Here is a 24,931-nt window from a genome sequence, read left to right on the forward strand (position 1 = left end):
CCGGTCACCCGAAGACGAAGTCCTCGGGTGACCGGGTTTCCTTGTGTTAAGCGCTTTCTAGTTGTCCCCCGAGCTTCGTCGCGGTCGACGGTCAGCGATAGCTGTGCTGTGCTTGCACGCCGGTTGAGTGTTTACGGGTCGACTCGTCGCTTGCCAATCGCAGGGTCTGAGACGGGGATTCGCCGAACACACGGCGATACAGCACTGAGAATCGACCCGCGTGCAGGAATCCCCACCGGATCGCGACATCGGTGACGGTGGTGGCGGTCGGGTCGGCCTGGAGCAGATCGGTTCGTACCCGCCGCAGGCGTACATCACGCAAATAGGCCATCGGCGTGGTGTCGTAGTGTCGCCGAAATCCCTCTTGCAGTGTGCGGGTGCCGATCCCGACGGCCTCGGCGATATCGTCGACTGTCAGCGGCTCGTGGGCGTGTGCCTCGATAAGTTCGGCTGCCCGCGCGATAGGCCGGGTGACAACCGGTTCCGGGCTTCGGTCGAGTTCGCCCCGGTAGTTGTTCGCTTGGCCGAGGATGAGCTGACTGATCAGCAACCCTTGAAACTCACGGACGGGGATGGACGACGGGTCGACAGCGATGTCGATGGCGTCGACGAACAATGACAGCAGCCCCCGCCAGGTGCGGTTCGCCGGGGCCGAGAGGTCCATGCGCGGTTCGAACACAATCGGCGCAGTTGGCTCACGGCCGAGTTTCTTGCGCAGGACGTCATGTACCGCTGTCCGGTCCAGCCGGAGCAGCAGTTGACGGTTGGCGCCTTGCCACGCCATCGACACTCGGCCGCCCGGCTCGAGTACCGAGGCGATATCGGGCGTGGAGTCGAACGTGTTGGCTCCCACCGTGATCCTGGCGTGCCCCTCTAGAGGAACCTGCACGAGATAGAAGTCTTCGAGGTCGCGTGGCTCGATGCGTACGTCGGTGCCGTACTCGAGGTAGTACAAGCCCGCCCCGGACCACCGGAGTCCGTGGAAATGCGCATTGAGCGGCAACTCTCTGTCCAAGGGTGACAGGCGGTGGTCGCAGAACTCGGTGCCGACGGTCGCGCGGACAACGTCGGGATCGCCGGATTCAGCAAGGCGATGACCACCCAGCGGTCGGTTCGACTTCTCCAACCCTGGCCTCCGAGTTGAGCTAACGACAGATAGCGTCATCCTAACTATCGTCACGATTTCGCGTTAACACTTTGTTCCATGGCCGCGTCGGACATGTCAAAAATCTTCGCATCGGCACACCGCGGATAGCGCCCGCGCTTGCGGGATAGCTGACACCGTAGCTGCTGCCTACCGTGACTGGCGTCACATCACTCAGTGTAGTTCGGAGGCACCGATGCCAGTTAACACCTCGCTTGCCGGCAGAACGGCGATCGTTACCGGTGGCGCCACCCTTTTCGGCGCCGGTGTCGTCGGTGAGCTCGTTGCCGCCGGCGCCCGTGTCGTGATCGCCGATATCGACGAGGCTGGTGGCGCCGAATTGGCGGCGGGTTTCGACGGTGGTGTTAGCTTCGTCCACACCGATATCACCAACGACGATTCCATCCTGCGCTGCGTCAACGCTACGGTTGAGCGCTACAGCTCGCTGGATGTCCTGGTGAACCTGGCCTGCTCGTACGGCGACGAGGGTGCGCACACCGATCGGGTGACCTGGCTGCGCACACTGGATGTCAATCTGGTCAGCGCGGTCGTGTTCGCCGCCACTGCGCGCCCGTACCTGGCGCGCTCCGGTGGTTCGATCGTCAATCTGAGCTCGATCTCCGCCAAGGTGGCGCAGACCGGACGCTGGGTGTACCCGGCCAGCAAAGCCGCCATTGCCCAGGTCACCCGCAATATGGCCCTGGACTACGCGCCGGACGGCATTCGGGTGAACTCGGTCAGCCCGGGCTGGACCTGGTCGAAGATCATGGACCAGCTCTCCGGCGGCGACCGCAGCCACACAGACGCGGTCGCCGCACCCTTCCATCTGCTCGGCCGTGTCGGCGAGCCGAACGAGGTCGGCCGGGTCATCGCCTTCCTCGCCTCCGATGCCGCCTCGTTCGTCACCGGAGCCGACTGGGCCGTGGACGGCGGCTACTCCGCACTCGGCCCGGAGCAGGCCACACCCGCGATACCCCAGCTCGCCGCGGCAGACGCCGCTGCAGCCCACTAGACCACGTCGAATTCGAAGGGAATTCCCATGCGCAGCATCACCATCGTGGGCGCCGGCCAGGCCGGACTCCAGCTCGGCATCGGATTGCTGGATGCCGGCTACGACGTCCGGATCGTCTCCAATCGCACACCCGAGCAGATCTACAGCGGCCGGGTTACGTCGAGTCAGTGCATGTTCGGCAGCGCCCTCGCCCGTGAACGTGCGGTCGGGCTGGACTTCTGGTCCGCCGAATGCCCCGATGTCGAAGGCATCGGCTTCACTGTGCCCGACGGTGAGGGCGGCAAGGCGATCTCCTGGGCCTCGCGGCTGGACCTACCGGCGCAGTCGGTGGATCAGCGCGTGAAGATGCCCCGATGGATGGCGGAATTCGCCGAGCGCGGTGGCCGGCTCGACATTCACGACGCCACCATCGAAGACCTGGAGCAGTACGCCCGCTCGTCCGATCTGGTCTTGATCGCGGCGGGTAAGGGGGACATCGCGAAGATGTTCGAGCGCGACGCGGTCCGGTCCACCTTCAGCGCTCCCCAGCGCGCGCTCGCGCTGACCTACGTGACCGGGATGGTCCCGCGCGAGCCGTATTCGGCGGTGTCGTTCAACATGATTCCCGGAATCGGTGAATACTTCGCTTTCCCGGCGCTGACCGTCACCGGCCCGTGCGAGATCATGGTTATGGAAGGGGTGCCCGGCGGTCCGATGGATTGTTTCGCGGGCGTCACCGATCCGCAGCAGCACCTCGAAACCGCCAAGCGAATCGTCGACACCTATCTGCCGTGGGAAGCGCAGCGCTGCCGCGACATCGAACTCACCGACGATCTGGGTGTGCTGGCCGGCCGGTTCCCCCCGACGGTCCGCCGGCCGATCGGTGTGCTCCCGTCCGGTGCGACCGTCTTGGGCCTGGCAGACGTGGTGGTGCTCAACGACCCCATCACCGGCCAGGGCTCGAACAACGCCAGCAAATGCGCCGCCTCGTATCTATCCAGCATTCTCGAACACGGCGACCGGCCGTTCGACCAGCAGTTCATGCAAGACACGTTCGAACGGTATTGGGACTACGCCCAATACGTCGCGACATGGACCAACGCGCTGCTCGTGCCGCCACCGGAACACGTGCTGCAGCTGCTCGGCGCAGCCGGCGCAAGCGCGCGGATCGCTCGCCGTTTCGCAAACGGATTCGACGACCCTCGTGACTTCTTCCACTGGTTCATGGACCCGGACTCGGCGCGGTTGTACCTCGACAATCTTGCTCCGGTCGCGTGAGCGAGCGAACGATGAGCACAGGAGGGATCGGGCAACGGCCGCAACCGCGCCGGGTCGCGATCGTCGGCGCGGGACAAGCCGGCGCGTTACTGGCCCTGGGCCTGAGGCGACAGGGGTGTGCGGTGACGCTGATAAGCGACCGCACCGCCGCGGAAATCCGCGCCGGCGCGGTGTTGTCGAGCCAATGCCTGTTCGGATCGGCCCGTCGCGTCCTCGAACGGATCAGTGACCTCGAGCCGGCCGACGCACCCGACATCGCACGGCTCGCGTTGACTGTCGAGGGGACAGGGACGGTGGTTTCGGCGCTCGAGAATCCGGCGCAGTCGGTCGATTATCGGGTGAGCTGTGCCGCGTTGATCGATGCCTTCGTCGCCGAGGGCGGTTCGTTCGCCGTGGAAGATGTGACACCGGAAGGACTGGACGGCATCGCCGCAGAGCAGGATCTGACGATCGTCGCCACCGGGACCGGCGACTTGGGGCGGATGTTCGTCCGTGACCGGGTTCGCTCCCCGTTCGACCGGCCGAAGCGGGCGCTGGCCGTCGCGTACGTGCGCGGGCTGGAGCCGGACGACACCGGTGCCGAGCTGACGATATCGATCGCACCCGGAGTGGGTGAGGTGATCACTCTGCCCGCGCTCACCACGACCGGTCCATGTTCGATTCTGGTCTTCGAAGGCGTCCCCGAAGGCCCCATGGACTGCTTCGACGACGTGTACTCACCGCAGGAGCACCTACAGCGGTGCCGGAAGATCCTCGATGACGTATTTCCGAAGGTTGCGGCTCGCGCCCGCCACATCGAGCTGACCGATGACGGCGGCGTACTACGCGGGCGTGTCACCCCCGTCGTCCGTCGCCCGGTAGCGTTCACTCAATCGGGTCATCCGGTCCTCGGGCTGGGGGACGCGGTGGTGCTCAACGATCCGATCACCGCGCAGGGCGCGAACAACGCCGTCCACGCGGCAGGCATCTACCTGGATGCCGTTCTCCAGCGCGGCACCGAACCATTCGACACCGAGTGGATGCGCGCTACCTTCGAAACCTACTGGCGCAGCTGGGGCCGATGGTCAGTGGCCTGGACCAATCGTGTTGTGGACGGGCTTCCAGAGCATGTGCTCGAATTGCTGGGCGCGGCTGCGGACGAACCATCGGTCGCGGCTCTGTTCGGGACCGCATTCGACGACCCCAGCACCGCGCATGACTGGTGGTTCGACCCCACGGACGCCGAGCGCGTGCTCGACGCCGTCCGGACTACCGACCATGGGGTCGATCCGCGTGCCCTGCGCGATGCGTTCGGCCAGTACGCCACCGGCGTCACCGTGGTGACGACGCGCGCGCCCGATGGGCGAAAGGTCGGCGTCACCGCAAACTCGTTCACCTCCGTGTCGCTGGATCCGCCGCTGGTGGCCTGGTGCCCGGCGAAAAAGGCGCCGAGTATGCCGGATCTCATGGCCGCCAGTCATTTCGCGGTGAACGTCCTGGCCTCCGATCAGCACGAGTTGTCACGCCAGTTCGCGACACCCGCCGCCGACAAATTCGCAGGCGTGGCCTACCACGACGGCATCGCCGGAGTCCCGTTGCTGGATCGCAGCATTGCGTACTTCCAATGCCGGACTGTGAAACGGGTGGAGGCCGGTGACCACATCATCTTCATCGGTGAGGTCGAGCATTTCGACACCTCCGAGGGGGCTCCGCTGGTATTCCATTCCGGCGGTTACCGCATCGCGTCCGAACATCCGGACTTCGCCGGCCCCAGTAGCCGGTGACACAACGGAGATATGCGCAGAAGGAAATGAAGCGTGGGTAGATACATAGACATAGAGAAGAAATCCGGCGAGAAGTTTTCCGCGTACCTGGCCGAACCCGAGCACGGTTCCGGTCCCGGTCTGGTCCTGTTGCAGGAGATCTTCGGGATCAACGACTACATGCGGGATATGGCCGAGCGGTACGCCGAGGAAGGTTACGTCGTCCTGGTTCCGGATCTGTTCTGGCGTTCCGAGCACCGGCTCGAACTCGGCTACGACGAAACGGGATTCACCCGCGGCCTGCAGTTGCGCGATGAACTCGACCTCGATTCCGCTATCGAGGACATCGGCGACACGGTCGAGAGGCTGCGCGGGCTGGACAACCACGCCGGGGGCGTCGGTGCGACCGGATACTGCCTCGGCGGGCTGCTCGCCTACCTCGCCGCGCTGCGTCTGCCCATCCAGTGTGCGGTCAGCTATTACGGTGTCGGTGTGCATGAGCACCTGGAACAGGCCGGCGAGCTGTCGATTCCGATGGTGTTCCACCTGGCCGAGCTGGACCACTGGTGCCCGGCGCCCGCCCGTCGAACCATTCGCGCAGCGTTCGCCGGCAACGACAAGGTGCGAATCTACGAGTACCCAGGGGTCGATCACGCCTTCGGGACCCACGGTCGCGACACCTACGAACCCCTCAGTGCCGGTATGGCGTATTCGCGCACGCTGGAGGTGATCCGGCAGACGATCGGCCCGCGGTACGACCTGTCGGCGCTGTGGGACAGTCACATCTACTACGAATTCGAGGCACGTGACGTTCCCTCGACGATGGCGACGATGGTCGACGAACCGTACGTCAACCACATACCCACGATGACCGGAGGGGTAGGTCAACAAGACCTTTCCCGCTTCTACGCACATCACTTCGTGCACAGCAATCCCGCGGACACCAGGTCCATTCCAATCTCCCGGACGATCGGCGCCGACCGCATCGTCGAGGAGGAACTGTTCTGCTTCACACATGATCGCGAGATCGACTGGATGCTACCGGGAATCGCGCCGACGGGCCGCTATGTCGAAGTGCCGCTGGTCGCGATCGTGACATTCCGTGGTGACAAGCTCTACAACGAGCACATCTACTGGGACCAAGCCAGCGTGCTCGTGCAGATCGGGTTGCTCGACCCTGCCGGCCTACCAGTCGCGGGTATCGAAACAGCGAGGAAACTGCTCGACAAAACTCAGCCGTCGAACGAGTTGATGGCCAACTGGGCCACCAGCGAAGGAAAACCGATCCAATGAGCACGGCTGATGAAACCCGACCGGACCGCTGGCGTCCAGCGCTTGGTCATTTCGGCAACACCGACCCGGATCTCGAGGCCTGGGTCGCCTTCTTCACCGAGCGGTTCCAGGCCCGCGAGCTGTATAGGCTGGGTCCGTTCGACGCAGCCGAACAGCCCGCTACCGAGGACGGCTTCGACTGGAAGTCTGCACACACGCCTGGGCCGGGCGCGGTGTTGAAGCTGGTGATGCTGCAAATGCCGGGCGGACGACTGTTCGAACTGTTCCAATACGACAAACCCGCCGACACCCAACGCGTTCCGCCACACAACAGCGATGTCGGCGGCCACCACCTCGCATCTGAGGTCAACATCAGTTCGGCCGCGGAGCCGAGGCGGGACTTGGGGCGGGAGATCATGCAGGCACCGATCACGATCTCCGGCGACGGAACTCCGCGGACTCGAGTGCAGTATTTGGGCCGCCCTTGGAAAATGCAGCTCGAGCTCGTCGAATACGAACCGACCCCGACGTGGAAGGAGCAATGGGTCGTTCCCGGATAGTTTGCGGAGCTATACGCGCCTGCCGTGGATCACGGCAAGCGCGTGCTTGTTAGCGAGCGGATTGAGCAGGCCGTTCAATTCGTCGAACAGTGCGCCGGCGGTCTCTCCGTTCCACGCGGGCGGCAACAGCGACAAGGGGATCCCAGGGTCCCGGTACGGCAGCCGCCGCCACTCGGTGAGCATCGGTACGTAGGTCTGGAAGCCTTCCGACGCGGTCATCTCCTCGGCTGTCGCCCGATACAGGATCGGGCGATAAGTCTGCAGGAAATTCGCATATTGCGCGGTGAGTTCGTCCAGATCCCACCAGCTTCGGATCTTCGCGCGCAGATCCCCGAACGCGAAATGACCGCCGGTGAACATGTCGACGTACGTGGACAGTCCGCGGCGGTCCAGCGTCCGGCGTGTGTGTTCCGCCAAGGTCCCCGGCGCGATCCAGACTCCCGGCGCGGCGGTGCCGAAGCCCAGGCGGGTCAGGATCGAGCGCAGTGCATGACGCTTGTCGCGCTCGGATTCGGGGACCGAGAATACGACGACGACCCAGCCGTCATTCTCGGTAGCTCGAGTGTGGTGATAGATGCGAACATCACCTTCGGCCAGAACCTCCAGCGTCGGGCCCGACAACGAGTACCCAGCCACCCCGGCATGACGCTCGCTATTGAGCACACCGCGGCGTTTCAACCGGGAGATCGAGGACCGCACCGCCTGCCCATCGGCACCGAGATCCGCCATCAGCGCGACCACCGAGGCGACCGACAGCCAGTTGCCTTCGGCGCGGGCGCAGAGCCCGAAAATGGTGAGGATCAATTGGGCAAGGCGAGTATCCCGGCTGCCGCTCGAGCCGCGGGGTGATTCCAGCTCCGCCGTCATGATTGCAGAATATGTCATATACGTGCCGTTCGATGAAAAGCGGCGTGCCCCATCGAGTCCGGTACGTCAGCAGGCCGGACCAACCTCTCTGTATTGACATTATTTTGCGATCGTGAAGAATGGAGTATATGGAGACTGCTGCCCTGGAAACGTCCGCGATCTTCACCGACGCCGTCACTCTGACTCCGGTGGAGCCGCTGCACTTCGACCTCGCATTCACCGCGACGACCCAGCGCTGCCCATGGCCCAAGGCATACGGCGGGGATCTGGTTGCCCAAGCCGCAACCGCTGCGATGCAATCGGTCACCGACGGCAAGTCGGTGCACTCGATGCACAGCTACTTTCTGCGACCTGCGGATATCGGCGCGCACGTGCGGTACGAGGTTGAGGTGCTACGTGATGGCCGGGGTTACAGCACAAGGCAGGTGCGCGGATACCAGAACGGCAAGCCGATCTACGTCTGCCTTGCCAACTTCGCCGCGGGCGAGACCAGCGGCACGCATCAGGCCGAATTTCCCACCGGACTCCTCGATCCGGAGGACCTGCCCAGTTCCGCGGCCTATTTGGCCGACCGCGCCGGCGGCTCGATGACGCCGGAGTCGAAGGCTTACTGGTCGCGCGGCCGCAGCTTCGATATGCGCCACGTCCCCGGCCCGGTATATCTCACCGTCGAGGGCGAGCGGGTGCCGCATCAGGCGGTGTGGGTGAAGCCGTTCGACCCACTTCGACCGGTCGAAGGCCTGTCCGACCAACAGCGGGACCAGACTGCGCTCGCGTACGTCTGCGACTACACGATCCTCGAGTCGGTGCTGCGCGTGCTCGGTTTGTCCTGGGCAGACCCGAAGCTGGTCACCGCCAGCCTCGACCACGCGATGTGGTTTCACCGTCCAGGGCCGGTCGACGACTGGCTGCTCTACATCCAGGAGGCGGTCTCGGTCGAATCCGGTCGCGGTCTCGCCTCGGGTCGATTCTTCACCCGCGACCACAGGCATCTGGCCACCGTAGTTCAAGAGGGCATGATCCGCCTGATGTCGTGAACGGGAGCAGCGTCAGACGGTCCATGCGCTTCCCCGCTCACCACCGTCACCGGTGCCGCCCGGGGCTTCGGTGGCGCCACGGTGCACCGGCTGGCCACTGCGGGCCGGCGCCACGACTCCGCCGTCCGACGCTCGGCTCGGCACCCGAGACGAACGGGCCGCGGTGACGGCCGCAGCGGCCACTATGGAAAACGACCATCGCCAACTCGGCGCCGATGAGGTAATTCTTGATGTGCTCAGCAGTGTGCGCTCGCGGCGAAGGCGATGTGCAACTTCGGATCTGGCTCGGTGGCATGGTTCTCGACTTCCGCGCCTCACATGAAGCGGCCAGTACGTTCTGCTCGGAATGGGGACAGAAGCGCCGGGAAGCGATTGAGTTGGTGATCAGTCCACTCTGCGACGTGAGCCGCCTACCTCCGTTGCCATGTGAGCAACTATTTCGCGATCCAGTGGCGGAACCGCCAAGAGGGGCTGCTGCAGGATCGAGTGGCAGCGGTTAGGCAGGCTGTCGTGCTGCTGAGGTCATGATGGTGTCGAATTCGATCAGGGTCGATCGGCCGAACCGTGCTTGTCGGTGCCGACGGTGGTAGGTGCTTCGATCCAGGTGACGATTGAGCGCGCACACGAATCTCTCTGAGCAGAATTGAGATCCGGAGTCGGTATGCAAAACGTCACGCGCCACATCACCGCGCCGGGTGACGGCATTGTTCACCGCGCGGTCACCGCCAGTCGAGACTTCATCCGCGAATCGATGTAGTAACCGATGATCCGGTTGGAGAAGATATCTTCAACCGCACACAAAAGACAGCTTTCCTTCATCAGGGCGATGGTCGGTGATATCGCTGAGCCGCAAACGATTCGGTTCGTCAGCGGTGAAGTTTCGCTGCGCCACGTCATCGTGGACGGGTGGCCAGGGTTTGCCGTTCTTGCCGCGCCCCCATTTGCCGAACGCGCTCCACCACCAATTGTCCGCCACGCGGTGCGCTCGGCGTCCTCAGCTCCCCGAAGACCACGTACATACACCCGGGACTGCCCCCGGTGGTGGAGGTCTTCACCGAGGAGTTGGTCGTAGGCGAGGGGGTACCAGAGGTGGCCGCGCGCGGGGCTTCGCCCTTCTTGACTACACCGAGGGTGATCTTCTTCAGGTCAGCGAGCGTGGCTCCGGCAGAGGGGGTTTGGCTGGTGACTGTCCAGTTGCTGTCGAACATCACGTGTCGGCCGTTGCCGGTGTCGTCCACCGTCTGCGCCTTCAACTCGAGGTCGGCGAGTCGTTTACGCGCGTCGGTCAGTGAGACACCGCGCAGGTCCGGCATGACAGCGTCCGCGCTTCGATGTGGCTTGATCGCCGAATACGTCAGTCCGGCCACCACTATGAGCAGGGCGCAGACGATTCCGAGGCCGAGCAGTATGCGTGTGTCTCGCTTCATGCTGTTCCCTTCCTTCGAGTCGGGGGTTATCGGCGCGAAGCGGCCCGGCGGTACATCAGCGCGAGTCCGGCACCGCGGGGTTCCAGGACTGAGGTGGACCAACTTCTGCCACACGGAACGATTGGCCCCTCACTCTGATGCGAAGTTGAGAGCGGGCGAATCCGATGGCTTCCGCAATACACGGTCTCGTAGGGCTATCGACGTGTCGGTGTTGCGTTGGCGTTGACCGGGTAGAGGGCCTGCACAACCAAACGGGAAGCGGGCACCGAAGGTGAGCCCACTCAGCAGGCCCACGACTGTCGAGGACCAGGATCTGGCCTGAACTCGCCCAGACGACTGTTTCCACCCCGTAACAACCGATGCCGCCAATCCGACTAATCGGACATGGCAACCTCGGACCGGCTACTTTGCCCCATCAGCTTTGCGCCGACAGCGACTGCCACGACAAGCGAAAGGCCACAACCAGGCCTACGTTGCGTTCCCAGCCAAGTCATGGTCGGCCACGCGCGCACCACTTCCCCATCGATGCTTGCCCGCCACGTTCCCGCTGGGAGTCCGCGGCCAACAGCGTCGCGTTCGCGGGAAGATCATTGACCGAATCGCCAATACACCCAGCCGCGCTCGCATTCGTAGAAGCCAGGCCCGAGGAGACGAGTTTTATCGAACTAGCTGCTGCTATGGACATCAGTGCGTATGACGCCAGTGAGATACTGCGCGACCTGTGCAACCAACGCAAGATTCGCCGCTTGAAAGCAGGAACCTACACGCGAATCACGAACGGCGGCAACCGACGACGCCAGCGGGAGAAGCCGCCCGACCGCCGACAGCAGCCGACCGCCGCTCCGCGTTACAGCAAGTCTGCAGCGCGGTACCGACAGCTCCGCAACGACGCCCACGTCATGATCGACCTCGATATCCCGGATGTAGCGGCCGCGAAGGTCATGGCCGGTCAACTCACCGACTTCATCGCCGAGGTCCAGCAACTGGCCATGCAGTTCGGGTCTCGATGGAAACCGTTGCACGAACAAGCACGCGCCACAGTCAACCGACTCGAAAAAGCCACCAAGGAACGGGAACTCAGGCCCCCCGATGCCACGCGCCACAGACTCGAGAAGGTGATCAACGCAAACCGCGCCGCCGCTCCGCGCCCGCCGAGACTGTGGGTACGTATCGTCACCGGCGGCCAGCCGACACTCGGAAGACGGTGACGGCCCCCACCACACTGGCCCGGCTCCTCAGTCCACCCGGTTATGCCGGCGGCGGGGGTTCTGCAGCAGATAGTGCACGGACCGATCGCTCACACAATCTCGAACTCGTCCGGATACAGCCGAAATGCCACCGGAGGCGTCACTTCCGGAATGGCCAAGTACCGGTCGGCTTCTCGGAGATTTCGAGGACGGTAGCTCCCGTCGAACGCGATCATCACCGAGCCGCCGACCCCATTGCGTCTACGGGCCGAGTTGGCTTCTCTCCCAGCGTTCAGAATCTGCCCGATGTCGCGCCCATCGTTACCGACGGCTATGCCGCCATCATGGAAGAGCTGAACAAAGGTGCCGTTATCCCCGGCAATCGTCGACGCGACGACATGGCCAGCACCCGGATCAAGCGTCACTTCAATCTGAGGACGCTGTTGCCGTTCAGTCGGCCCCGGCACCGCGAGCTCTTGCCCGACCCCGAGCAGGACAATCTCTCCAAGGGCGCTGTGACGGCGCCGATCCATGACAGACCACAAGTGAGTCGTCGACCAAACTTTGACCCGACCATCGAAGAACAGCGACACCCGGTCGCCATTGCTGTTGCCGATGAGATGACGTTCATTGTTGCCAGACAGCGGAACTCCCCTCGTGCAAAGTGGCGGCCGCGGTGGGCGACCCGCTCCAACAACCTGATGTCTCCGCCGACCGCGTCGGCGTTACCGAATCAGCAGGCGCCACTCCCCAATGCTCTCGCAGCCCGCAGTGTCGGTCGGTTCGCCGGTCTGGACCATCTGAGCCGTTCTTTCACCAGGAGTCGCCACTTCAACTATGGGCCGCCGCCAAGGGCGGCGGCGCCACGGTTGCGCACTTCGAACGCGATGGCCTCGGCGAGTATCACTGGCGATGAGGCACCCCTCGAAAGGCCGGTCAACCCACTGGACCACAGCCCTCCAGATGGAGCCCCGTCGACACGCAAATCATGCGATACAGGTGCAGATTTCACTCCCGTTTTCCTGCAGGCCTCCCCCGCGCATGCACGACACAGAGCGCCGCTGAGTGTCAGACCTCCACGCCACACTGAGCTTCGCCTCGCCGGACGCTTTCCATGGACCGGTGAAAGCTGAGACCAAGGGAGGTCGGATGACAGTCGAGTCGGATCAAATACTGCAGCTGCTGTGGACCGTCGCACGCTCACGCGGCTACTCCTGCCAGCTGACCGGCCCCGACACAGTCGAGGTCGACGGGCAGTTGTCCTTTACGGTAGCGCCCAGCCATCTTCGACGCCTGGTGGCCACCTATCCGCCACACCAGTGGCCGGCGGTGGTAGCCGACCATCTCGACACCATCGCGGTCACGATCGAGGCAGACCGCGACGACCCTCTCGACTACACCGATTTCGCCATGATGCGCCATCTGGTACGCACCCGCCTCTACGGCACCATGTCGATCGGGGCCAACGGAGTCCGGCGCATCGTTGCGCCAGGACTGATCCAGCGGGTAGTCATCGACCGAATCCACATAGCCACCCCCGTCACCTACGACATGCTCGCAGAGTGGCCGATCGGCGAATGGGAACTCTTCGACCTTGCCGAGTCCAACGTTCGCAACGACGGCGCAGTCCACATCGAATACGACTCGTTCGATGGAGTGCCGATGGCCGGAAAGCTCTCGCCCATAGCCCTGTTGACCGGCCCGGAGTACCTGACCGCCCACGCCCTCTGGCTCGGGTACCACCCGGTCACCGGGCCCTGCGGGGCCGTACTGACCATGCCGTCGAAAGAATCGATCTACGCCTACCCAGTCACCGGCATCGACGTCGTGAAGGCCATCACCGTCTTAGCGCGGCTCGCCGCCCTGCACGCCGAGGATCCCTGGCCGCTCAACCAGTCGATCTACTGGTGGCGCGACGGGCACCTCGACCTCGCGGCCACCACTCACCACGACGACACCACCATCGTCACCACCCCCGCCGACGCCTTCTATCGCAACACCGCACACCTAGACCACGAACCAGACGACGACTGATTGGCGCCAATTCTTCGATGGGCTAGGAAGTTCAGGCGACGAGCAGACGATAACCCGGACGCGCGATGATAGTGCTGTCGCCGAACGTCCGGAGTCGACGAGCGTTGGAACAGGACCGATGACCAGAAGTTCGCTATATCGCGCCGTCAAAAGCGACCACCGCGGCGACGGCGAAACCGGGGGGCGACGGCTCGACACCAGATCAAAGCTGATACGGCGGAGGGTAATTGGGGCATCATAGCTCGGTGCCCGACTACGACATCGACCGACTCGGCGACCACGCGCGCCGCCGAGTTGTCGGCCGGGACTGTGGATTCTTCGGTGTTTCCGGCCTGATTCGCTGATCGGATGGTCAGCGGGAAGGTGCCGTGATGACGACACTTGATGCCGTGGCGAGGAAGAAGGCTGAGGCTTCGGCCGAACAGCTGGCGGCGGTGGAGCTGGTCCGGATGACCAAGGAGCAGGGCTTGTCCCTGACCGGGCCGGACGGGCTGCTCAAACAGTTCACCAAGACCGTCCTGGAGACGGCGTTGAACGAGGAGATGACCGAGCATCTGGGCTATGAGCCGAATCAGGCTCCCGCCGAACGGGACTCGCTCAATGTGCGCAACGGGACCAGACCGAAGACGGTGCTGACCGAGACGACCGGGCCCGTGCCGATCGAAGTGCCCCGCGACCGGGATGGCAGCTTCGAACCGCAGATCGTGAAAAAACGGCAACGTCGGTTGACCGGGGTCGATGAGATCGTGCTGTCGTTGTATGCGAAAGGCCTGACCACTGGGGAGATCTCGGCGCATTTCGCCGAGATCTATGGCGCGTCGGTGTCCAAGGAGACCGTCTCCCGGATCACCGACAAAGTGATCGAGGAGATGCAGGAATGGTCGAGCCGGCCCCTGGACGAGGTCTATGTCGCGATCTTCATCGACGCGCTGGTGGTGAAGGTTCGAGATGGTCAGGTCGCCAACCGGCCGATCTATGCCGCGATCGGAGTGACGGTCACCGGTGAGAATGACATCCTCGGCTTGTGGGCCGGCACCGGTGGTGAGGGCGCGAAATTTTGGATGAGCGTGCTCACCGAGATCCGCAACCGCGGGGTCAAGGACGTGTTCTTCCTGGTCTGCGACGGTTTGAAAGGCCTGCCGGAGGTCGTCGGGAACGTGTGGCCGCTGGCCACGGTCCAGACCTCATCCGTCCACAATGACTGCGCCGGGATGGCCCCGGCGGTCACTCGCGCCACCCGGTCACGACCTATGCAGACGTGCAACCTTCGAGGTCCAGACGCAGACCCGTCGGGCCGGGTGGTGGCGGGCTTCACATCGGCCAGCGGGAGTTGCGCTTCGAGCGCCGAGATGAGGTTCCGGGGAAGCCGGCCGAGCGATGGCCGATTTCCCATGCAGGAGCATCGTTGGTTCACATCACTGGCCCCGATCCGGCCGAGCCGTCCGTGTTCGCCGGAATCGATTGGGGCGGAACGCATCATCAGATATGCCTTGTCGACCAGTTCGGCAAGGTGATCATTCAGAAGCGACTCGGGCACGACGTCGGCGGATTCGCCGACCTGGACGAACTGCTCGACGTCCCCGGAGTCCGAATCTCGATCGAACGGGGAGAGGGCCTACTGGTCGAACACCTGCAACTGCGCGGCCTGCCGGTTTACTGTGTGTCGCCGAAGATCTCGGCCCGCGCCCGCGAACGCTACCGGCTCTCGGCGACCAAATCCGACTCCTTCGACGCGTTCGTCCTGGCCGACACTCTGCGTCACGAACACCAACACTGGCGGCCGCTGCCGGTCCTGTCGCTGAAAACAGCCGAGCTCAAAGCCGTTATCCGGGACAGGGAACGGATCATCTTGTCTCAGCGCAGCGTCGAATCGCAGCTCCGCGCGATTCTCGAGACATACCACCCCGCGCCACTGCACCTGTTCTCCACGCTCGATCGCGACATCACGCTCGACTTCCTCGCCGACTACCCGACACCTGCGCAGGCCGCCCGCATCGGAGTCAAGCGGATGGACGCGTTCTGTCGGCGACACAGCTATACCGGGCGCGTTCCCGCTGACCAGCTGGTCGAGCGGATTCAGCCGCATCTGCTCGCCGCGTCCGAAGGAACCACGACGGGCAAACAGTTCACCGCGCAACTGTTCGCCGAGCAACTTCGCATGCTGAACCAGCATGTCCGGGCCTGCAACAAGCACATCGACGAACTGCTCAGCTCCCATCCGGACGCACCGACATTCCTCAGCTTTCCTGGCATCGGACCGATCGTGGCAGCGACGCTGATCGCCGAGATGGGCGACGACCGCGCCCATTATCCCGACGCTCGAGTCCTGCTGGCCGAGGCCGGCCTGTCGCCGGTCACCCGAGCGTCGGGCCGAATGCACCAAGTCCGATTCCGTTACGCCTGCAACCACCGCATGCGTCACGCCATCGACTGGTGGGCATTCGTCTCGACCCGCGAAACCCACTGGGCAGCTGCCGCTTACGAACAAGGCCGCGCCCGCGGACAGGGCAAATACCGAGCTCTGCGAGGCGTCGGCGCCCGCTGGACTCGAGTGCTCTGGCGCTGCTGGCAAGATCGCACCACCTACGACCCAGACAGGCACACGACCAACACCACCGCCTGACCTGGACATCACACACCCGCGCGTCGCCATCGGCACGCGGGCCACAATCATGCGATCACTACGGCTCTCCCGAACCTGCAACCCAATCGGACCAGGTTGACAGCGGGAGTCTGCATCATTCATTTGATACGCAACACGTTCCGGCTGGCCGCCCGGCAGCACTGGGACGCGTTGAAACGGGATGTGAAGCCGATCTATACCGCGGTCAACGCAGAGGCCGCCAGGTCCGCGCTGGACGAGCTGACCGAGCAGTGGGGCTCGAAATACGGTGCGATCATTCGTCTTTGGAACAACGCATGGGAGGAATTCATCCCGTTCCTCGACTACGGAGGCTGTTGCAGAATCGATTGCTGCGGAGGGGGTTTGGCTGGGAGTATGTGGCGTGGCCAAGTCCTATCGTCCCGTGCTGCGTGATCAGCCGATGTTGCTGCCGGCTGATATGCACGAGTGGTTGCCACAGGATCATCTGGCGTGGTTCGTGCTCGACACTGTGGAGGCTCTCGACACCACCGGGTTGGAGCGGGCCACCCGTCGGCGCGGTGGGGCTGGCGCGGCGGGTTATGACCCGCGAATGTTGTTGGCGCTGATGGTGTATGCGTATTGCCAAGGAGTGCGTTCGTCTCGGCGGATCGAGCGGATGTGCACGACCGATGTCGCATTCCGGGTGTTGTGCGCTCAAGATGGCCCGGACCACACCACGATCGCCAGATTCCGTGCCGAGGCACGAGAGGTGTTCAGCGACTTGTTCTCTCAGGTGTTGATGGTCGCCGCCCACGCAGGATTGTGTCGGTTCGGGACGGTGGCGATCGACGGGACGAAGATCGCGGCGAATGCGTCGATCGACGCCAACCGAGGCCGGGAATGGTTCGACCGCCAAGTCGGCGCTATCGTCGCCGAGTCGGAGACCACCGACCAAGCCGAGGACGCCGACAAACAGGATTCCGGCAGCGGAGTGGACCGTGTTCCGGCAGCTCTGGGTGATCGGACTCGCCGAATCCAACGAATCCGCCAAGCTGCCCAGGAGTTGCACGAGCGGCATCAGCGGCTCGACAAGGCCGCCGAGCAGCGTGAGGCAGCGGCGATCGCTCGTCGCCGGCGATCGGAACAGGGCATGCCGGTTGTCGGACGGATTCCCGAGGGACCGCACCGACTGCCCGAAGCGCGGGCCCACTTGGCCCGCGAGATCGCCGCGCACCAGGAGAAACTGGACCGCCATGCCGCATTGATCGCAGCCGGGAAGAAGCCGATGGGCCGCCCACCAGTACCGATGGAAGACAGCACACGCGTTCAGCGAGCACGAAAAGTGGTGGCCAACGCAGAACGAGCCGCTGCGGCGGCCGCCGGTCAACGGGTTGCCGAAGGCAAAACGCTGCCGAAAGTGGTCGCCAACACCACCGATCCACAGTCGCGGGTCATGCCGACCCGCAAAGGATTCCTGCAGGGTTACAACGCCCAAGTCGCCGTTACCGGTGACCAATTCATCATCGCCGCTCAAGTCGGGCAGTCGACCAACGATCAAGCCTGCTTCCTCCCGATGATGCAGGCTGCGCAGGACGTCGCGGCCCGAATGTTCGCCGTCACCGCGAACGTCGACCATGTGATCGGCACCGTGCTGGCTGATGCCGGTTACAGCAGCGACGCGAACCTGAACGCGGCAGGACCTGACCGGCTCATAGCCCTCGGCAAGGACCGCGACCAGGCCCTCGCCGCCGCCACCGAGCCCGCCGCGGGACCGCCGCCACGGGACGCGACTCCACGAGAGGTCAACAGGCACCGACTGCGAACCACGCAGGGCCGAGCCCTCTACAAGCGACGCGGCGCAACCGTCGAGCCCGGCATCGGCAACCTCAAGAAGATCCTCGACCGATTCTCACGCCGCGGCCTGGACAACGCCACCAGTGAATTGCACTTGGCAGCAACCGCATTCAACCTCATGAAGATCCATCGAGCGACCATCGCAGCGTGACGCCCTCGGCCCTCCGCCGATCCAGACATCATGTCGCCGAACGTGGTCGCCGCGTCCACATCTACTCTGCTGCAATTCCGCAACAGCCTCTACGACATCGAGATACGGCGGGTGATCTGCTCGACGAACGCGATCGAGTCCTTGAACGCCCGCTACCGGCGTGCGATCAAAGCCAGAGGGCACTTCCCGACCGAGCAAGCCGCTTTGAAATGCCTGTATCTGGTGACTCGATCGCTCGACCCGACCGGTGACGGTCGGGCACGATGGACCATGCGCTGGAAGCCCGCGGTCAACGCGTTCGCGATCACCTTCGCCGACCGCTGGCTCGACGCCCGAACCTACTGAGAGAAACCGCCGGAAACACCAATTACGAGATAGTCCCTGTCGGCCCGGTGAGCGCGGTCAGGTCGTCCCGATGACGAGGGTGCTGCGGCCGGTTTCGACGACGTCGGCAGCGATGGTGTGAAGTTCGTTTGCGAGGCACTCGTGAGCGTTGTTCGAATGGGGATTCGGTTACCGGGCAGCGTGGGCATGGTCCGTGTGCAGTTTCAAGTCGGGAGCGGATGTGCCGGCTGGCAAGGTCAGCGACCTGCTGCCCTGCGCTGGGGTGAGCGCGGCATGCCTGGCACCCACCAACGAGACGATCCTGACCGCGTTTTATAGCTCAGATTCCGCGCTCGGCAACGATATATCGAGGTTCGCTCACTCGACCTATGCCAGCGGCCAAAACGAGAACGGCCTGACAGATCGTGTGCCGGTGCGGCAGTGGCCTGTGCGGTGGACGCCGTAATGCGGTCCAGTGATCGACCATTGGCTCTGGCTGCGGTGTCCGGTCGCGGGCACGCTGGGACGGTGCTGGTTCGTCGGTTGATCGCGTTGTATGCCGGATTGTGGTTGTACGGATTCTCGATGGCGGTGATGGTACGGGCCGACCTCGGGCTGGATCCGTGGGATGTGTTCCATCAGGGTGTGGCGCGGCATGTGCCGATCAGTTTCGGCGCCGTTACGGCGTTGACGGGCATCGCGGTTCTGTTGGCGTGGATTCCCCTGCGGCAGCTGCCCGGCCTCGGCACGGTAAGCAATGTCGTGGTGATAGCCGTGTCCGTCGATGCCGGGCTGGCGTGGCTGCCGTCGTGGGACGCGCCGGCGGTGCGGGTCGGCGCCATGGGTGCCGCGGTCGTGCTGAACGCGGTGGCGAGTGTGTTGTACATCGGCGCAGGGATGGGTCCGGGCCCGCGGGATGGCCTGATGACTGGACTGGTTCGACGCACCGGTCGACCGGTGTGGGTGGTGCGTACGGCGATAGAGATGACGGTGTTGCTGACGGGGTTCCTTCTCGGCGGCAGCGCCGGTATCGGAACACTGGTGTACGCCTTCGGAATCGGTCCGCTGATCCATGTGATGATCCCCGCGGTGAACCGATTCCTGCCGGGGTTCGCGAAGCCGACGCCTGTCGTCGGTGAGGCGGTGGAGGTTCCGGCTGCGTAGCGGGCAGCCCGACTTCCCTGCGGCATCCGGTCCACCCCTCGCTGTCATGGTGACGACTTCCGCCCCGTCTGATACCGACAGCCACTGTGGCTCGAGAACGTGGTATCTGCCGACTTCTCGACCAGGAAACCCACTTCCAGCGGTATCCACAAGTGTTTTGTTGTTGCCTGACAGGCTCCGGGTCGGCCGCAGATGCCGCGTTCGTCGTCAGTGCGTGTGCCTGTTCGAGATGACGGAGTACGACTGGCCATTCCCGATCGCCGGATTCGATTCGACGTCTGCGCAGGAGGGAATGATGAAGCCGGAGTAGATCTTTGGTCGCGGCGGCGGCGCGGCGCGCTGCTTCCGGTATCAGTGTTCGCCGGGTCCTCGCGGACTCGGTCTGCATGTGGTTCACGCGGCTGACAAGCCAGAACGCTTCGAAACTGTTAATCACTGCATCAGTACCCGGAGTCGGAGCGCATCCTCACCCCGGGGTGCGCGGCATCGTGTTCAGCAGCCCGGGACACGCCCAGTGCAGTGGCGACGCCAACCGCCGCGGCGCAGGCGAGGAACCACCAGGCGGGTTGGAATCCGTTGTGAGCCATGTCGTAGCCGCTCAGTGTACCGAGGATGCTGACTCCGAGTGCGGTGCCGATTTGGCGGCTCATGTTGGCGAACGCGCTGCCCGTCGCGGATTGCGCAGGCGGCAGGTCGGCTGTCGCCGAGGACAGGATGGCCGGCAACGCGAAACCCCACCAGCTCCGCCGATCAGCCATCCCGGCAGGATGGACGTGGTGTGGGTCGTCGCCCACGGCGTCGGCCAAACCTTCCGATCCGCGTGCAACTTCCCCGTCGGTTGGCCGGAACCGATTGTGGTTAGGAAGACGACAGCCGTGCGTGAAGAGGCCGTCGGGCTGTTCGGCACGGTACGGACGTGGCCGTTACGAGCGTCTCGTCAGGCGGAACAACGCGATGGTGTGTGGGCTGGTGCTTCGGCAATTCTGAACCGCTCCCCCGGCGGTGGCATCACCGTCGTTCAGTTCAGTATCTGGAGGCCTCATGTCCGACTTGGCGTTTCGCTCGGCACGCGAGCTTGCTGCCGCTGTCGCAGCGAAAGAAATATCGAGTGTCGAGCTGCTCGACTATTTTCTCGAACGCGTGCAGCGGTTCAATCCCGAGGTAAACGCTATCGTCGCGCTCGACAAGGAAGGAGCCACAGCTGCGGCACGTGCGGCCGACCGCGCTGTGTCCCGCGGCGAACCGCTCGGACCTCTGCATGGCGTGCCGGTGACGGTGAAAGACAGCCTCGAAGCGGCGGGCATGCGGACGACCGGAGGTTCGGCCCGCTGGGGCCATCATGTCTCGACCAGTGACGCCGAGGCTGTCACACGACTCAAGAACGCCGGCGCGATCGTCTTCGGCAAGTCCAATCTGCCCGAAGACGCTCGGGACTGGCAAACCTACAACGACGTGTACGGAACCACCATCAATCCGTGGGACAGGAGCCGGGGTCCCGGTGGTTCCTCCGGCGGATCGGCGGCTGCCCTCGCCGCGGGATTGACCGGCCTCGAACTCGGCGGCGATACTGCGGGCTCGATTCGGGTGCCGGCGCATTTCTGTGGCGTTTACGGGCTCCGCCCGTCGTACGGCATTATTCCGAGATACGGCAGCGTTTCCGGGCATGCGCCCGGGACGCTGGCGGAGTTCGACATGGCGGTACTGGGCCCGCTCGGCCGGCACACCGACGATCTCGATCTCGGCCTCGACGTCCTCGCAGCACCGGACCACGAGCGCGCCCCGGCATGGCGGCTCGACTTGCCTGCGCCCAGATCGAGTACTCTGCGCGGTTTTCGCGTTGCGGCATGGCTCGACGATCCGTTTTGTCCGGTCGACAGCGAGCTCGTCGCGATCATGCAGGAGGCCGTAGGCGCGGTGCGTGCGGCGGGTGCCCTGGTTGTCGAGAGTGGCGGCCCGGTCGGGCTCGAGGAGACGATGGCCCTCTACGAACCGTTACTGATGGCGCAGAGCGGCCTGATCGAGCCGGATGAGTCGTATGCCGCGCTGGTGGATCTCGCCGCCTCCGATGCCGCCGCGGGCTTCGCCTCGGATCTGACCATCCGCTTCCGCGACTGGCACACCCTCGACGAACGGCGGCAACGCTCCCGGCGCCGGTGGGCCGAGTTCTTCCACGACATCGACGTCCTGCTGTGCCCGGTGAGTCCCACGGCGGCTTTCCCCCACGACCAACGGCCCGACCCGGGCTGGTCGGTCCGGACACTGCACATCGACGGCTCTGATCGGCCGTATCGCGAGATGCTCACGTGGATGGCGCCTTCCGCTCTCAACCATCTGCCCGCAGCGGTGGCGCCGATCGGCGCGACCCGGAACGGACTACCGGTCGGCATCCAGGTGATCGCGCCCTATTTGCACGACCGCACAGCGGTCCGGTTCGTACGATGCCTCGCCGACGTGGTCGGCGGGTTCCGCCGGCCACCGGGATTCTGAACGCGCCGGAGATTGCGGCCGAGGTACGCCAACTGCCACGCCAACGGCAAAAGTCCCGGATCGGCCCCGCGTGGGGCCGATCCGGGAGTGCCGGCAGGCGAGTGGTCAGCTGGGCCTGTTCGTCACCAGTGCCGCCCGGTTTTCGTCCATCATTCCGCTGAGCATGCACACCTCACGGCCGACGGTTTGCAGCTGGAACTCGATGTGGTCGTCGAGTCTGTCCCCGTAGGCAATTCGGCTCGTTGCCGAGTTGATCGCGGCGCCGAGTGGCGTGGGCCATCCCCGCAGTGCGTGCACAATGCTGCGCAGGGTCTGCAGCGTCGTTACCGCCGCCTGCCAGCCGTAGGCGGTGGTAACGCAGCCGACGGCCCGGCCGGTCAGGTACGGGTTGCTGTCCTCGCGAAGGTCTTCCACGTAGTCGAGTGCGTTTTTCACCAGACCCGACACCGAGCCGTGATACCCCGGGGAGGCGATGATGACGCCATCGGCAGTGCGTAGTGCGGCGACCAGTCGGCGAGCGTCTGCGCCTCGCGGAGCGTCCGGGTCGTACATCGGCAGCCGCGCAAGGACGGAACCGTCGAACAGTTCGGTGTGCGCGCCGTGTGTGGCCGCCGCGTCCAGCGCATGCCGGAGTGCCGATTCCGTCGATGACGCGGCGCGCAGGGTGCCGCCGAGGCCGACGATCGATAGCTGGTGGTTTCGGGACATGGCGATTACACCATCTTCATCAGGCCGTCGTGGCCCCAGGCGAAACCCGAACCGAGAGAATAGTTTTCGGCGGTCCACGTTTCCGGCTCGACGGAGCGCGGCCCCCAGCCGTATTCGAAATGCCAGCCCGAGGGATTGCGGAAGTAGAACGAGAAGACATGGTCGTTCTGATGCCGGCCGGTCGAGGTGCTGGTGATGCCGCGCTCGAGGCACAGGTCGTAGCTGTGGCCGACGTCATCGATGCTGATCGTCTCGAACATGACGTGCTGGATTCGACGTGGGGCTCCCGGGATGTTCATGAATGCCAACGAATGGTGGCGCGTGTTGCAGTGCAGGAAGACTGCGAACGGTCCGACTTTGGGGATATGCGCGAAGTCGCTGACGCCGAAACCCAATACGCGTGAGTAGAATTCGGCAGCTCCGAGGATATCGGCGGCATAGAGCACGACGTGCCCCATTCCTGTTTCTCCCATGTTGAAGCCGGCCAGGTCACGGGAGGGCCGAAACCGCGGCATGAACACCTTCTCGTGTCCTAGCGCGAGCTCCATTCGGACTTCGGAGTACGGGCAGGTGAAGTGCACGAATTCCATCACGTGACGGTCTGCGGCCTCTTCCGGCGTGCCCGCGATCACCGCGATACCGGCCGCCTCCAGCCGAGCTGCTGCCGCCTCCAGCGCGTCCTTCGAGGTGACGTCCCACCCCACATATGCCACGTCTTCGTCGTGCCCGGCCCGAACCCCGATCCGATGGTGGCGGTCGTCGGCGCGAACGTAGAGCAGGTTGTCATCGCTGTCGCGCGAGATCTCGAGGCCGAGAACGTCGGTCGCGTACTGTTTCCATCCCGGGACATCGCTGGACGTCCCCACGACATAACTGAGTTGGCTGACTGCGGCCATTGATCTGCTTCTTTCCGAGTCCGGTGGATCGAGGTGAGGTGTGCCGCGAGTTCAGTACACGACCAGTTTCGAATCGCGGTCGAGTCCGAGCACCATGCGGCCGTAGTGCTGGAAATTGGCCCGCGTGAAGGAGACGTGGCTGGCCATCATGTGGATGTCGCGCCATTTTTGCTGCATGGGGCTGCTCTCCTTGAACCCTGATGTCCCGCTGAGGGCGAACAGCCGGTCGACGGCGTTGACTAGCAGTTCCGCGGCTCGGTTGTAGTCGCGCAGAATGGATGCGCGATCGGCCAGTTCGAGGCGCTGGTCGGAACGAACGGATGTGAGGGCGCGCTGCACGAGCAGCTCCGCTGCGTCGAGGTCGGCGGCTGTATTCGCGACTGCCTCCTGCACGATCTCGGAGTTCGCGGTCTGTGCTCGCCCGCGCGCCCAGTCGACGAAGTGGTCGTAGGCGTCGGCTGCTGTGCCCATCATCGGTCCGAGAAACGTGAGACCGGCGTGCACAGCGAGCGGCTGTCGATACAGCGGTCCGGTGTTCATCTCCGAGCCGGGGCCGTCTCCGGCCACCAGCGCCGATGCCGGCAGGACGAACCCGTCAGGCACGAAGATGTCGTCGACCACGATGGTTTTGCTTCCGGTGCCGCGCATGCCGGCGGCATACCAGTCGTCGTCGATGACGTAGTCTCCGCGGGGTACGAGGAAGTGGTGATTGGCCGGGGGGCCGCCGTCCTTGATCAATCCGCTCACGACCACCCATGAGGCATGGTCCACCCCGCTGGCGAAGCCGTGTCGGCCCGTCAAACGATATCCACCATTGACCTTCTCGATCGTGGCCGCCGGCGCCAGAGAAGCGGCAACGCAGGCATCCGGTCCCTGCGCCCACACGGCCTCCTGTGCCTCCTGCGGGAAGAAGCCGACCATGTGCGCGTCATGAGGCAGCAAGGCGGCACACCAGGCTGTCGAGGCGCACCCCCGGCCGAGTTCCACCGACACCGCGTACATGGTGTCGAGCGACAGTTCGTCTCCGCCGAATCGGCGCGGTGCCAGTATGCGGCCGCCCAGTCCGGCCGCGACGATGTCGTCGATCAGTTCTCGCGGTACCGTGCGCAATTCCTCGGTCACGGGGGCCAGCTCACGCACGCGCGGTGTGAGCGCTCGAGCGCGCTCGATCAGTTGCCGGTGCAGCGTCACCTCGGCGGCACTGTCGATATCGGTGACTACCAT

At 64.4% G+C, this 24,931-nt stretch carries 21 protein-coding genes and 3 pseudogenes; 15 read left to right on the plus strand and 9 right to left on the minus strand.

All coding sequences use genetic code 11. The features are described 5' to 3' along the window. Positions 1-91: 91 nt before the first annotated feature. Positions 92-1,165, minus strand: coding sequence for an AraC family transcriptional regulator (locus ACPCUW_RS33680; RefSeq protein ID WP_423429367.1), 1,074 nt, complete (start codon positions 1,163-1,165; stop codon positions 92-94). A gap of 175 nt (positions 1,166-1,340) precedes the next feature. Here ACPCUW_RS33680 and ACPCUW_RS33685 point away from each other — a divergent pair, with 175 nt between their 5' ends. From ACPCUW_RS33685 to ACPCUW_RS33705, 5 genes are read left to right on the plus strand one after another with little or no spacing between them, the layout of a single operon-like run. Further along, positions 1,341-2,156, plus strand: coding sequence for an SDR family oxidoreductase (locus ACPCUW_RS33685; RefSeq protein ID WP_423429368.1), 816 nt, complete (start codon positions 1,341-1,343; stop codon positions 2,154-2,156). A gap of 27 nt (positions 2,157-2,183) precedes the next feature. Then, positions 2,184-3,413, plus strand: a complete 1,230-nt coding sequence (locus ACPCUW_RS33690) for a styrene monooxygenase/indole monooxygenase family protein (protein ID WP_423429370.1) — start codon at positions 2,184-2,186, stop codon at positions 3,411-3,413. 11 nt (positions 3,414-3,424) lie between these two features. Beyond that, on the plus strand, positions 3,425-5,176 hold the full coding sequence (locus ACPCUW_RS33695; RefSeq protein WP_423429372.1) for a flavin reductase: 1,752 nt from the start codon (positions 3,425-3,427) through the stop codon (positions 5,174-5,176). Positions 5,177-5,209: 33 nt separating this feature from the next. Continuing rightward, positions 5,210-6,448, plus strand: coding sequence for a dienelactone hydrolase family protein (locus ACPCUW_RS33700; RefSeq protein ID WP_423429374.1), 1,239 nt, complete (start codon positions 5,210-5,212; stop codon positions 6,446-6,448). Continuing rightward, positions 6,445-6,987 (plus strand): hypothetical protein, encoded by a 543-nt coding sequence (locus ACPCUW_RS33705; protein ID WP_423429375.1) that lies wholly within the window; start codon positions 6,445-6,447, stop codon positions 6,985-6,987. Before ACPCUW_RS33700 ends, ACPCUW_RS33705 begins: the two co-directional genes overlap by 4 nt. Before the next feature lie 9 nt (positions 6,988-6,996). Here the strand turns inward: ACPCUW_RS33705 and ACPCUW_RS33710 are convergent, their stop codons facing one another. Then, on the minus strand, positions 6,997-7,872 hold the full coding sequence (locus ACPCUW_RS33710; RefSeq protein WP_423429377.1) for a PaaX family transcriptional regulator C-terminal domain-containing protein: 876 nt from the start codon (positions 7,870-7,872) through the stop codon (positions 6,997-6,999). Positions 7,873-8,042: 170 nt separating this feature from the next. Here ACPCUW_RS33710 and ACPCUW_RS33715 point away from each other — a divergent pair, with 170 nt between their 5' ends. After that, on the plus strand, positions 8,043-8,891 hold the full coding sequence (locus ACPCUW_RS33715; protein ID WP_423429379.1) for an acyl-CoA thioesterase: 849 nt from the start codon (positions 8,043-8,045) through the stop codon (positions 8,889-8,891). A gap of 708 nt (positions 8,892-9,599) precedes the next feature. Here ACPCUW_RS33715 and ACPCUW_RS33720 read toward each other — a convergent pair. Together ACPCUW_RS33720 and ACPCUW_RS33725 are read right to left on the minus strand one after the other, a co-directional pair. Continuing rightward, complete coding sequence (locus ACPCUW_RS33720) at positions 9,600-9,788, minus strand: hypothetical protein (RefSeq protein WP_423429381.1); 189 nt, start codon at positions 9,786-9,788, stop codon at positions 9,600-9,602. Continuing rightward, positions 9,785-10,318: a PASTA domain-containing protein gene (locus tag ACPCUW_RS33725; RefSeq protein WP_423429383.1), complete on the minus strand. Its 534-nt coding sequence runs from the start codon at positions 10,316-10,318 to the stop codon at positions 9,785-9,787. The genes ACPCUW_RS33720 and ACPCUW_RS33725 overlap by 4 nt, the downstream gene beginning before the upstream one ends. Before the next feature lie 677 nt (positions 10,319-10,995). Between ACPCUW_RS33725 and ACPCUW_RS33730 the strand changes: the two genes are divergently transcribed. Next, the gene (locus ACPCUW_RS33730; RefSeq protein ID WP_423429384.1) at positions 10,996-11,526 is read left to right on the plus strand and encodes a hypothetical protein; all 531 of its coding nucleotides are present in this window, start codon (positions 10,996-10,998) and stop codon (positions 11,524-11,526) included. 89 nt (positions 11,527-11,615) lie between these two features. On the opposite strand, the gene ACPCUW_RS33735 is transcribed toward ACPCUW_RS33730, so the two are convergent. Next, on the minus strand, positions 11,616-12,098 hold the full coding sequence (locus tag ACPCUW_RS33735; RefSeq protein WP_423429385.1) for a hypothetical protein: 483 nt from the start codon (positions 12,096-12,098) through the stop codon (positions 11,616-11,618). Positions 12,099-12,654: 556 nt separating this feature from the next. On the opposite strand from ACPCUW_RS33735, the gene ACPCUW_RS33740 reads away from it, so the two are divergent. The 7 genes and pseudogenes from ACPCUW_RS33740 to ACPCUW_RS33770 all read left to right on the plus strand — a co-directional run bounded on the left by ACPCUW_RS33740 (position 12,655) and on the right by ACPCUW_RS33770 (position 19,616). Then, the gene (locus tag ACPCUW_RS33740) at positions 12,655-13,539 is read left to right on the plus strand and encodes a hypothetical protein (protein ID WP_423429386.1); all 885 of its coding nucleotides are present in this window, start codon (positions 12,655-12,657) and stop codon (positions 13,537-13,539) included. Between the two features lie 368 nt (positions 13,540-13,907). Next, positions 13,908-14,735, plus strand: a pseudogene (locus ACPCUW_RS33745) (IS256 family transposase); the annotation flags it as partial. A gap of 209 nt (positions 14,736-14,944) precedes the next feature. Further along, on the plus strand, positions 14,945-16,162 hold the full coding sequence (locus tag ACPCUW_RS33750) for an IS110 family transposase (protein ID WP_423429387.1): 1,218 nt from the start codon (positions 14,945-14,947) through the stop codon (positions 16,160-16,162). A 93-nt stretch (positions 16,163-16,255) separates the two neighbouring features. Continuing rightward, positions 16,256-16,489: pseudogene (locus ACPCUW_RS33755) on the plus strand (transposase); the annotation flags it as partial. Between the two features lie 112 nt (positions 16,490-16,601). Further along, entirely contained in the window at positions 16,602-18,128 is a 1,527-nt protein-coding gene (locus ACPCUW_RS33760; RefSeq protein ID WP_423429417.1) for a transposase, read from the plus strand. A gap of 42 nt (positions 18,129-18,170) precedes the next feature. Next, the gene (locus tag ACPCUW_RS33765) at positions 18,171-18,473 is read left to right on the plus strand and encodes a transposase (protein WP_423429418.1); all 303 of its coding nucleotides are present in this window, start codon (positions 18,171-18,173) and stop codon (positions 18,471-18,473) included. Positions 18,474-19,037: 564 nt separating this feature from the next. Beyond that, positions 19,038-19,616 (plus strand): YczE/YyaS/YitT family protein, encoded by a 579-nt coding sequence (locus tag ACPCUW_RS33770; RefSeq protein WP_423429420.1) that lies wholly within the window; start codon positions 19,038-19,040, stop codon positions 19,614-19,616. A gap of 440 nt (positions 19,617-20,056) precedes the next feature. On the opposite strand, the pseudogene ACPCUW_RS33775 reads toward ACPCUW_RS33770, so the two are convergent. Further along, positions 20,057-20,397, minus strand: a pseudogene (locus ACPCUW_RS33775) (hypothetical protein); the annotation flags it as partial. Positions 20,398-20,657: 260 nt separating this feature from the next. On the opposite strand from ACPCUW_RS33775, the gene ACPCUW_RS33780 reads away from it, so the two are divergent. Then, entirely contained in the window at positions 20,658-22,103 is a 1,446-nt protein-coding gene (locus ACPCUW_RS33780) for an amidase (RefSeq protein WP_423429388.1), read from the plus strand. Positions 22,104-22,208: 105 nt separating this feature from the next. Here ACPCUW_RS33780 and ACPCUW_RS33785 read toward each other — a convergent pair whose 3' ends face one another. The 3 genes from ACPCUW_RS33785 to ACPCUW_RS33795 are packed head-to-tail and all read right to left on the minus strand — an operon-like array spanning position 22,209 to position 24,931. After that, positions 22,209-22,811, minus strand: a complete 603-nt coding sequence (locus ACPCUW_RS33785) for an NADPH-dependent FMN reductase (protein WP_423429389.1) — start codon at positions 22,809-22,811, stop codon at positions 22,209-22,211. A 5-nt stretch (positions 22,812-22,816) separates the two neighbouring features. Then, positions 22,817-23,707, minus strand: a complete 891-nt coding sequence (locus tag ACPCUW_RS33790; protein ID WP_423429391.1) for a VOC family protein — start codon at positions 23,705-23,707, stop codon at positions 22,817-22,819. A gap of 51 nt (positions 23,708-23,758) precedes the next feature. Continuing rightward, positions 23,759-24,931 (minus strand): acyl-CoA dehydrogenase family protein, encoded by a 1,173-nt coding sequence (locus ACPCUW_RS33795; RefSeq protein ID WP_423429392.1) that lies wholly within the window; start codon positions 24,929-24,931, stop codon positions 23,759-23,761.

Origin of the sequence: Nocardia sp. AB354 (genome assembly GCF_049538315.1) — a bacterium.
Lineage (GTDB): Bacteria > Actinomycetota > Actinomycetes > Mycobacteriales > Mycobacteriaceae > Nocardia > Nocardia nova.

Bases quoted from the DNA above. Each gene is read 5' to 3' on its own strand.
- ACPCUW_RS33680 (WP_423429367.1), bottom strand. From the start codon at position 1,165: ATGACGCTATCTGTCGTTAGCTCAACTCGGAGGCCAGGGTTGGAGAAG.
- ACPCUW_RS33685 (WP_423429368.1), top strand. From the start codon at position 1,341: ATGCCAGTTAACACCTCGCTTGCCGGCAGAACGGCGATCGTTACCGGT.
- ACPCUW_RS33690 (WP_423429370.1), top strand. From the start codon at position 2,184: ATGCGCAGCATCACCATCGTGGGCGCCGGCCAGGCCGGACTCCAGCTC.
- ACPCUW_RS33695 (WP_423429372.1), top strand. From the start codon at position 3,425: ATGAGCACAGGAGGGATCGGGCAACGGCCGCAACCGCGCCGGGTCGCG.
- ACPCUW_RS33705 (WP_423429375.1), top strand. From the start codon at position 6,445: ATGAGCACGGCTGATGAAACCCGACCGGACCGCTGGCGTCCAGCGCTT.
- ACPCUW_RS33710 (WP_423429377.1), bottom strand. From the start codon at position 7,872: ATGACATATTCTGCAATCATGACGGCGGAGCTGGAATCACCCCGCGGC.
- ACPCUW_RS33720 (WP_423429381.1), bottom strand. From the start codon at position 9,788: ATGACGTGGCGCAGCGAAACTTCACCGCTGACGAACCGAATCGTTTGC.
- ACPCUW_RS33725 (WP_423429383.1), bottom strand. From the start codon at position 10,318: ATGAAGCGAGACACACGCATACTGCTCGGCCTCGGAATCGTCTGCGCC.
- ACPCUW_RS33730 (WP_423429384.1), top strand. From the start codon at position 10,996: ATGGACATCAGTGCGTATGACGCCAGTGAGATACTGCGCGACCTGTGC.
- ACPCUW_RS33740 (WP_423429386.1), top strand. From the start codon at position 12,655: ATGACAGTCGAGTCGGATCAAATACTGCAGCTGCTGTGGACCGTCGCA.
- ACPCUW_RS33760 (WP_423429417.1), top strand. From the start codon at position 16,602: ATGCACGAGTGGTTGCCACAGGATCATCTGGCGTGGTTCGTGCTCGAC.
- ACPCUW_RS33770 (WP_423429420.1), top strand. From the start codon at position 19,038: ATGGCGGTGATGGTACGGGCCGACCTCGGGCTGGATCCGTGGGATGTG.
- ACPCUW_RS33780 (WP_423429388.1), top strand. From the start codon at position 20,658: ATGTCCGACTTGGCGTTTCGCTCGGCACGCGAGCTTGCTGCCGCTGTC.
- ACPCUW_RS33785 (WP_423429389.1), bottom strand. From the start codon at position 22,811: ATGTCCCGAAACCACCAGCTATCGATCGTCGGCCTCGGCGGCACCCTG.
- ACPCUW_RS33790 (WP_423429391.1), bottom strand. From the start codon at position 23,707: ATGGCCGCAGTCAGCCAACTCAGTTATGTCGTGGGGACGTCCAGCGAT.
- ACPCUW_RS33795 (WP_423429392.1), bottom strand. From the start codon at position 24,931: ATGGTAGTCACCGATATCGACAGTGCCGCCGAGGTGACGCTGCACCGG.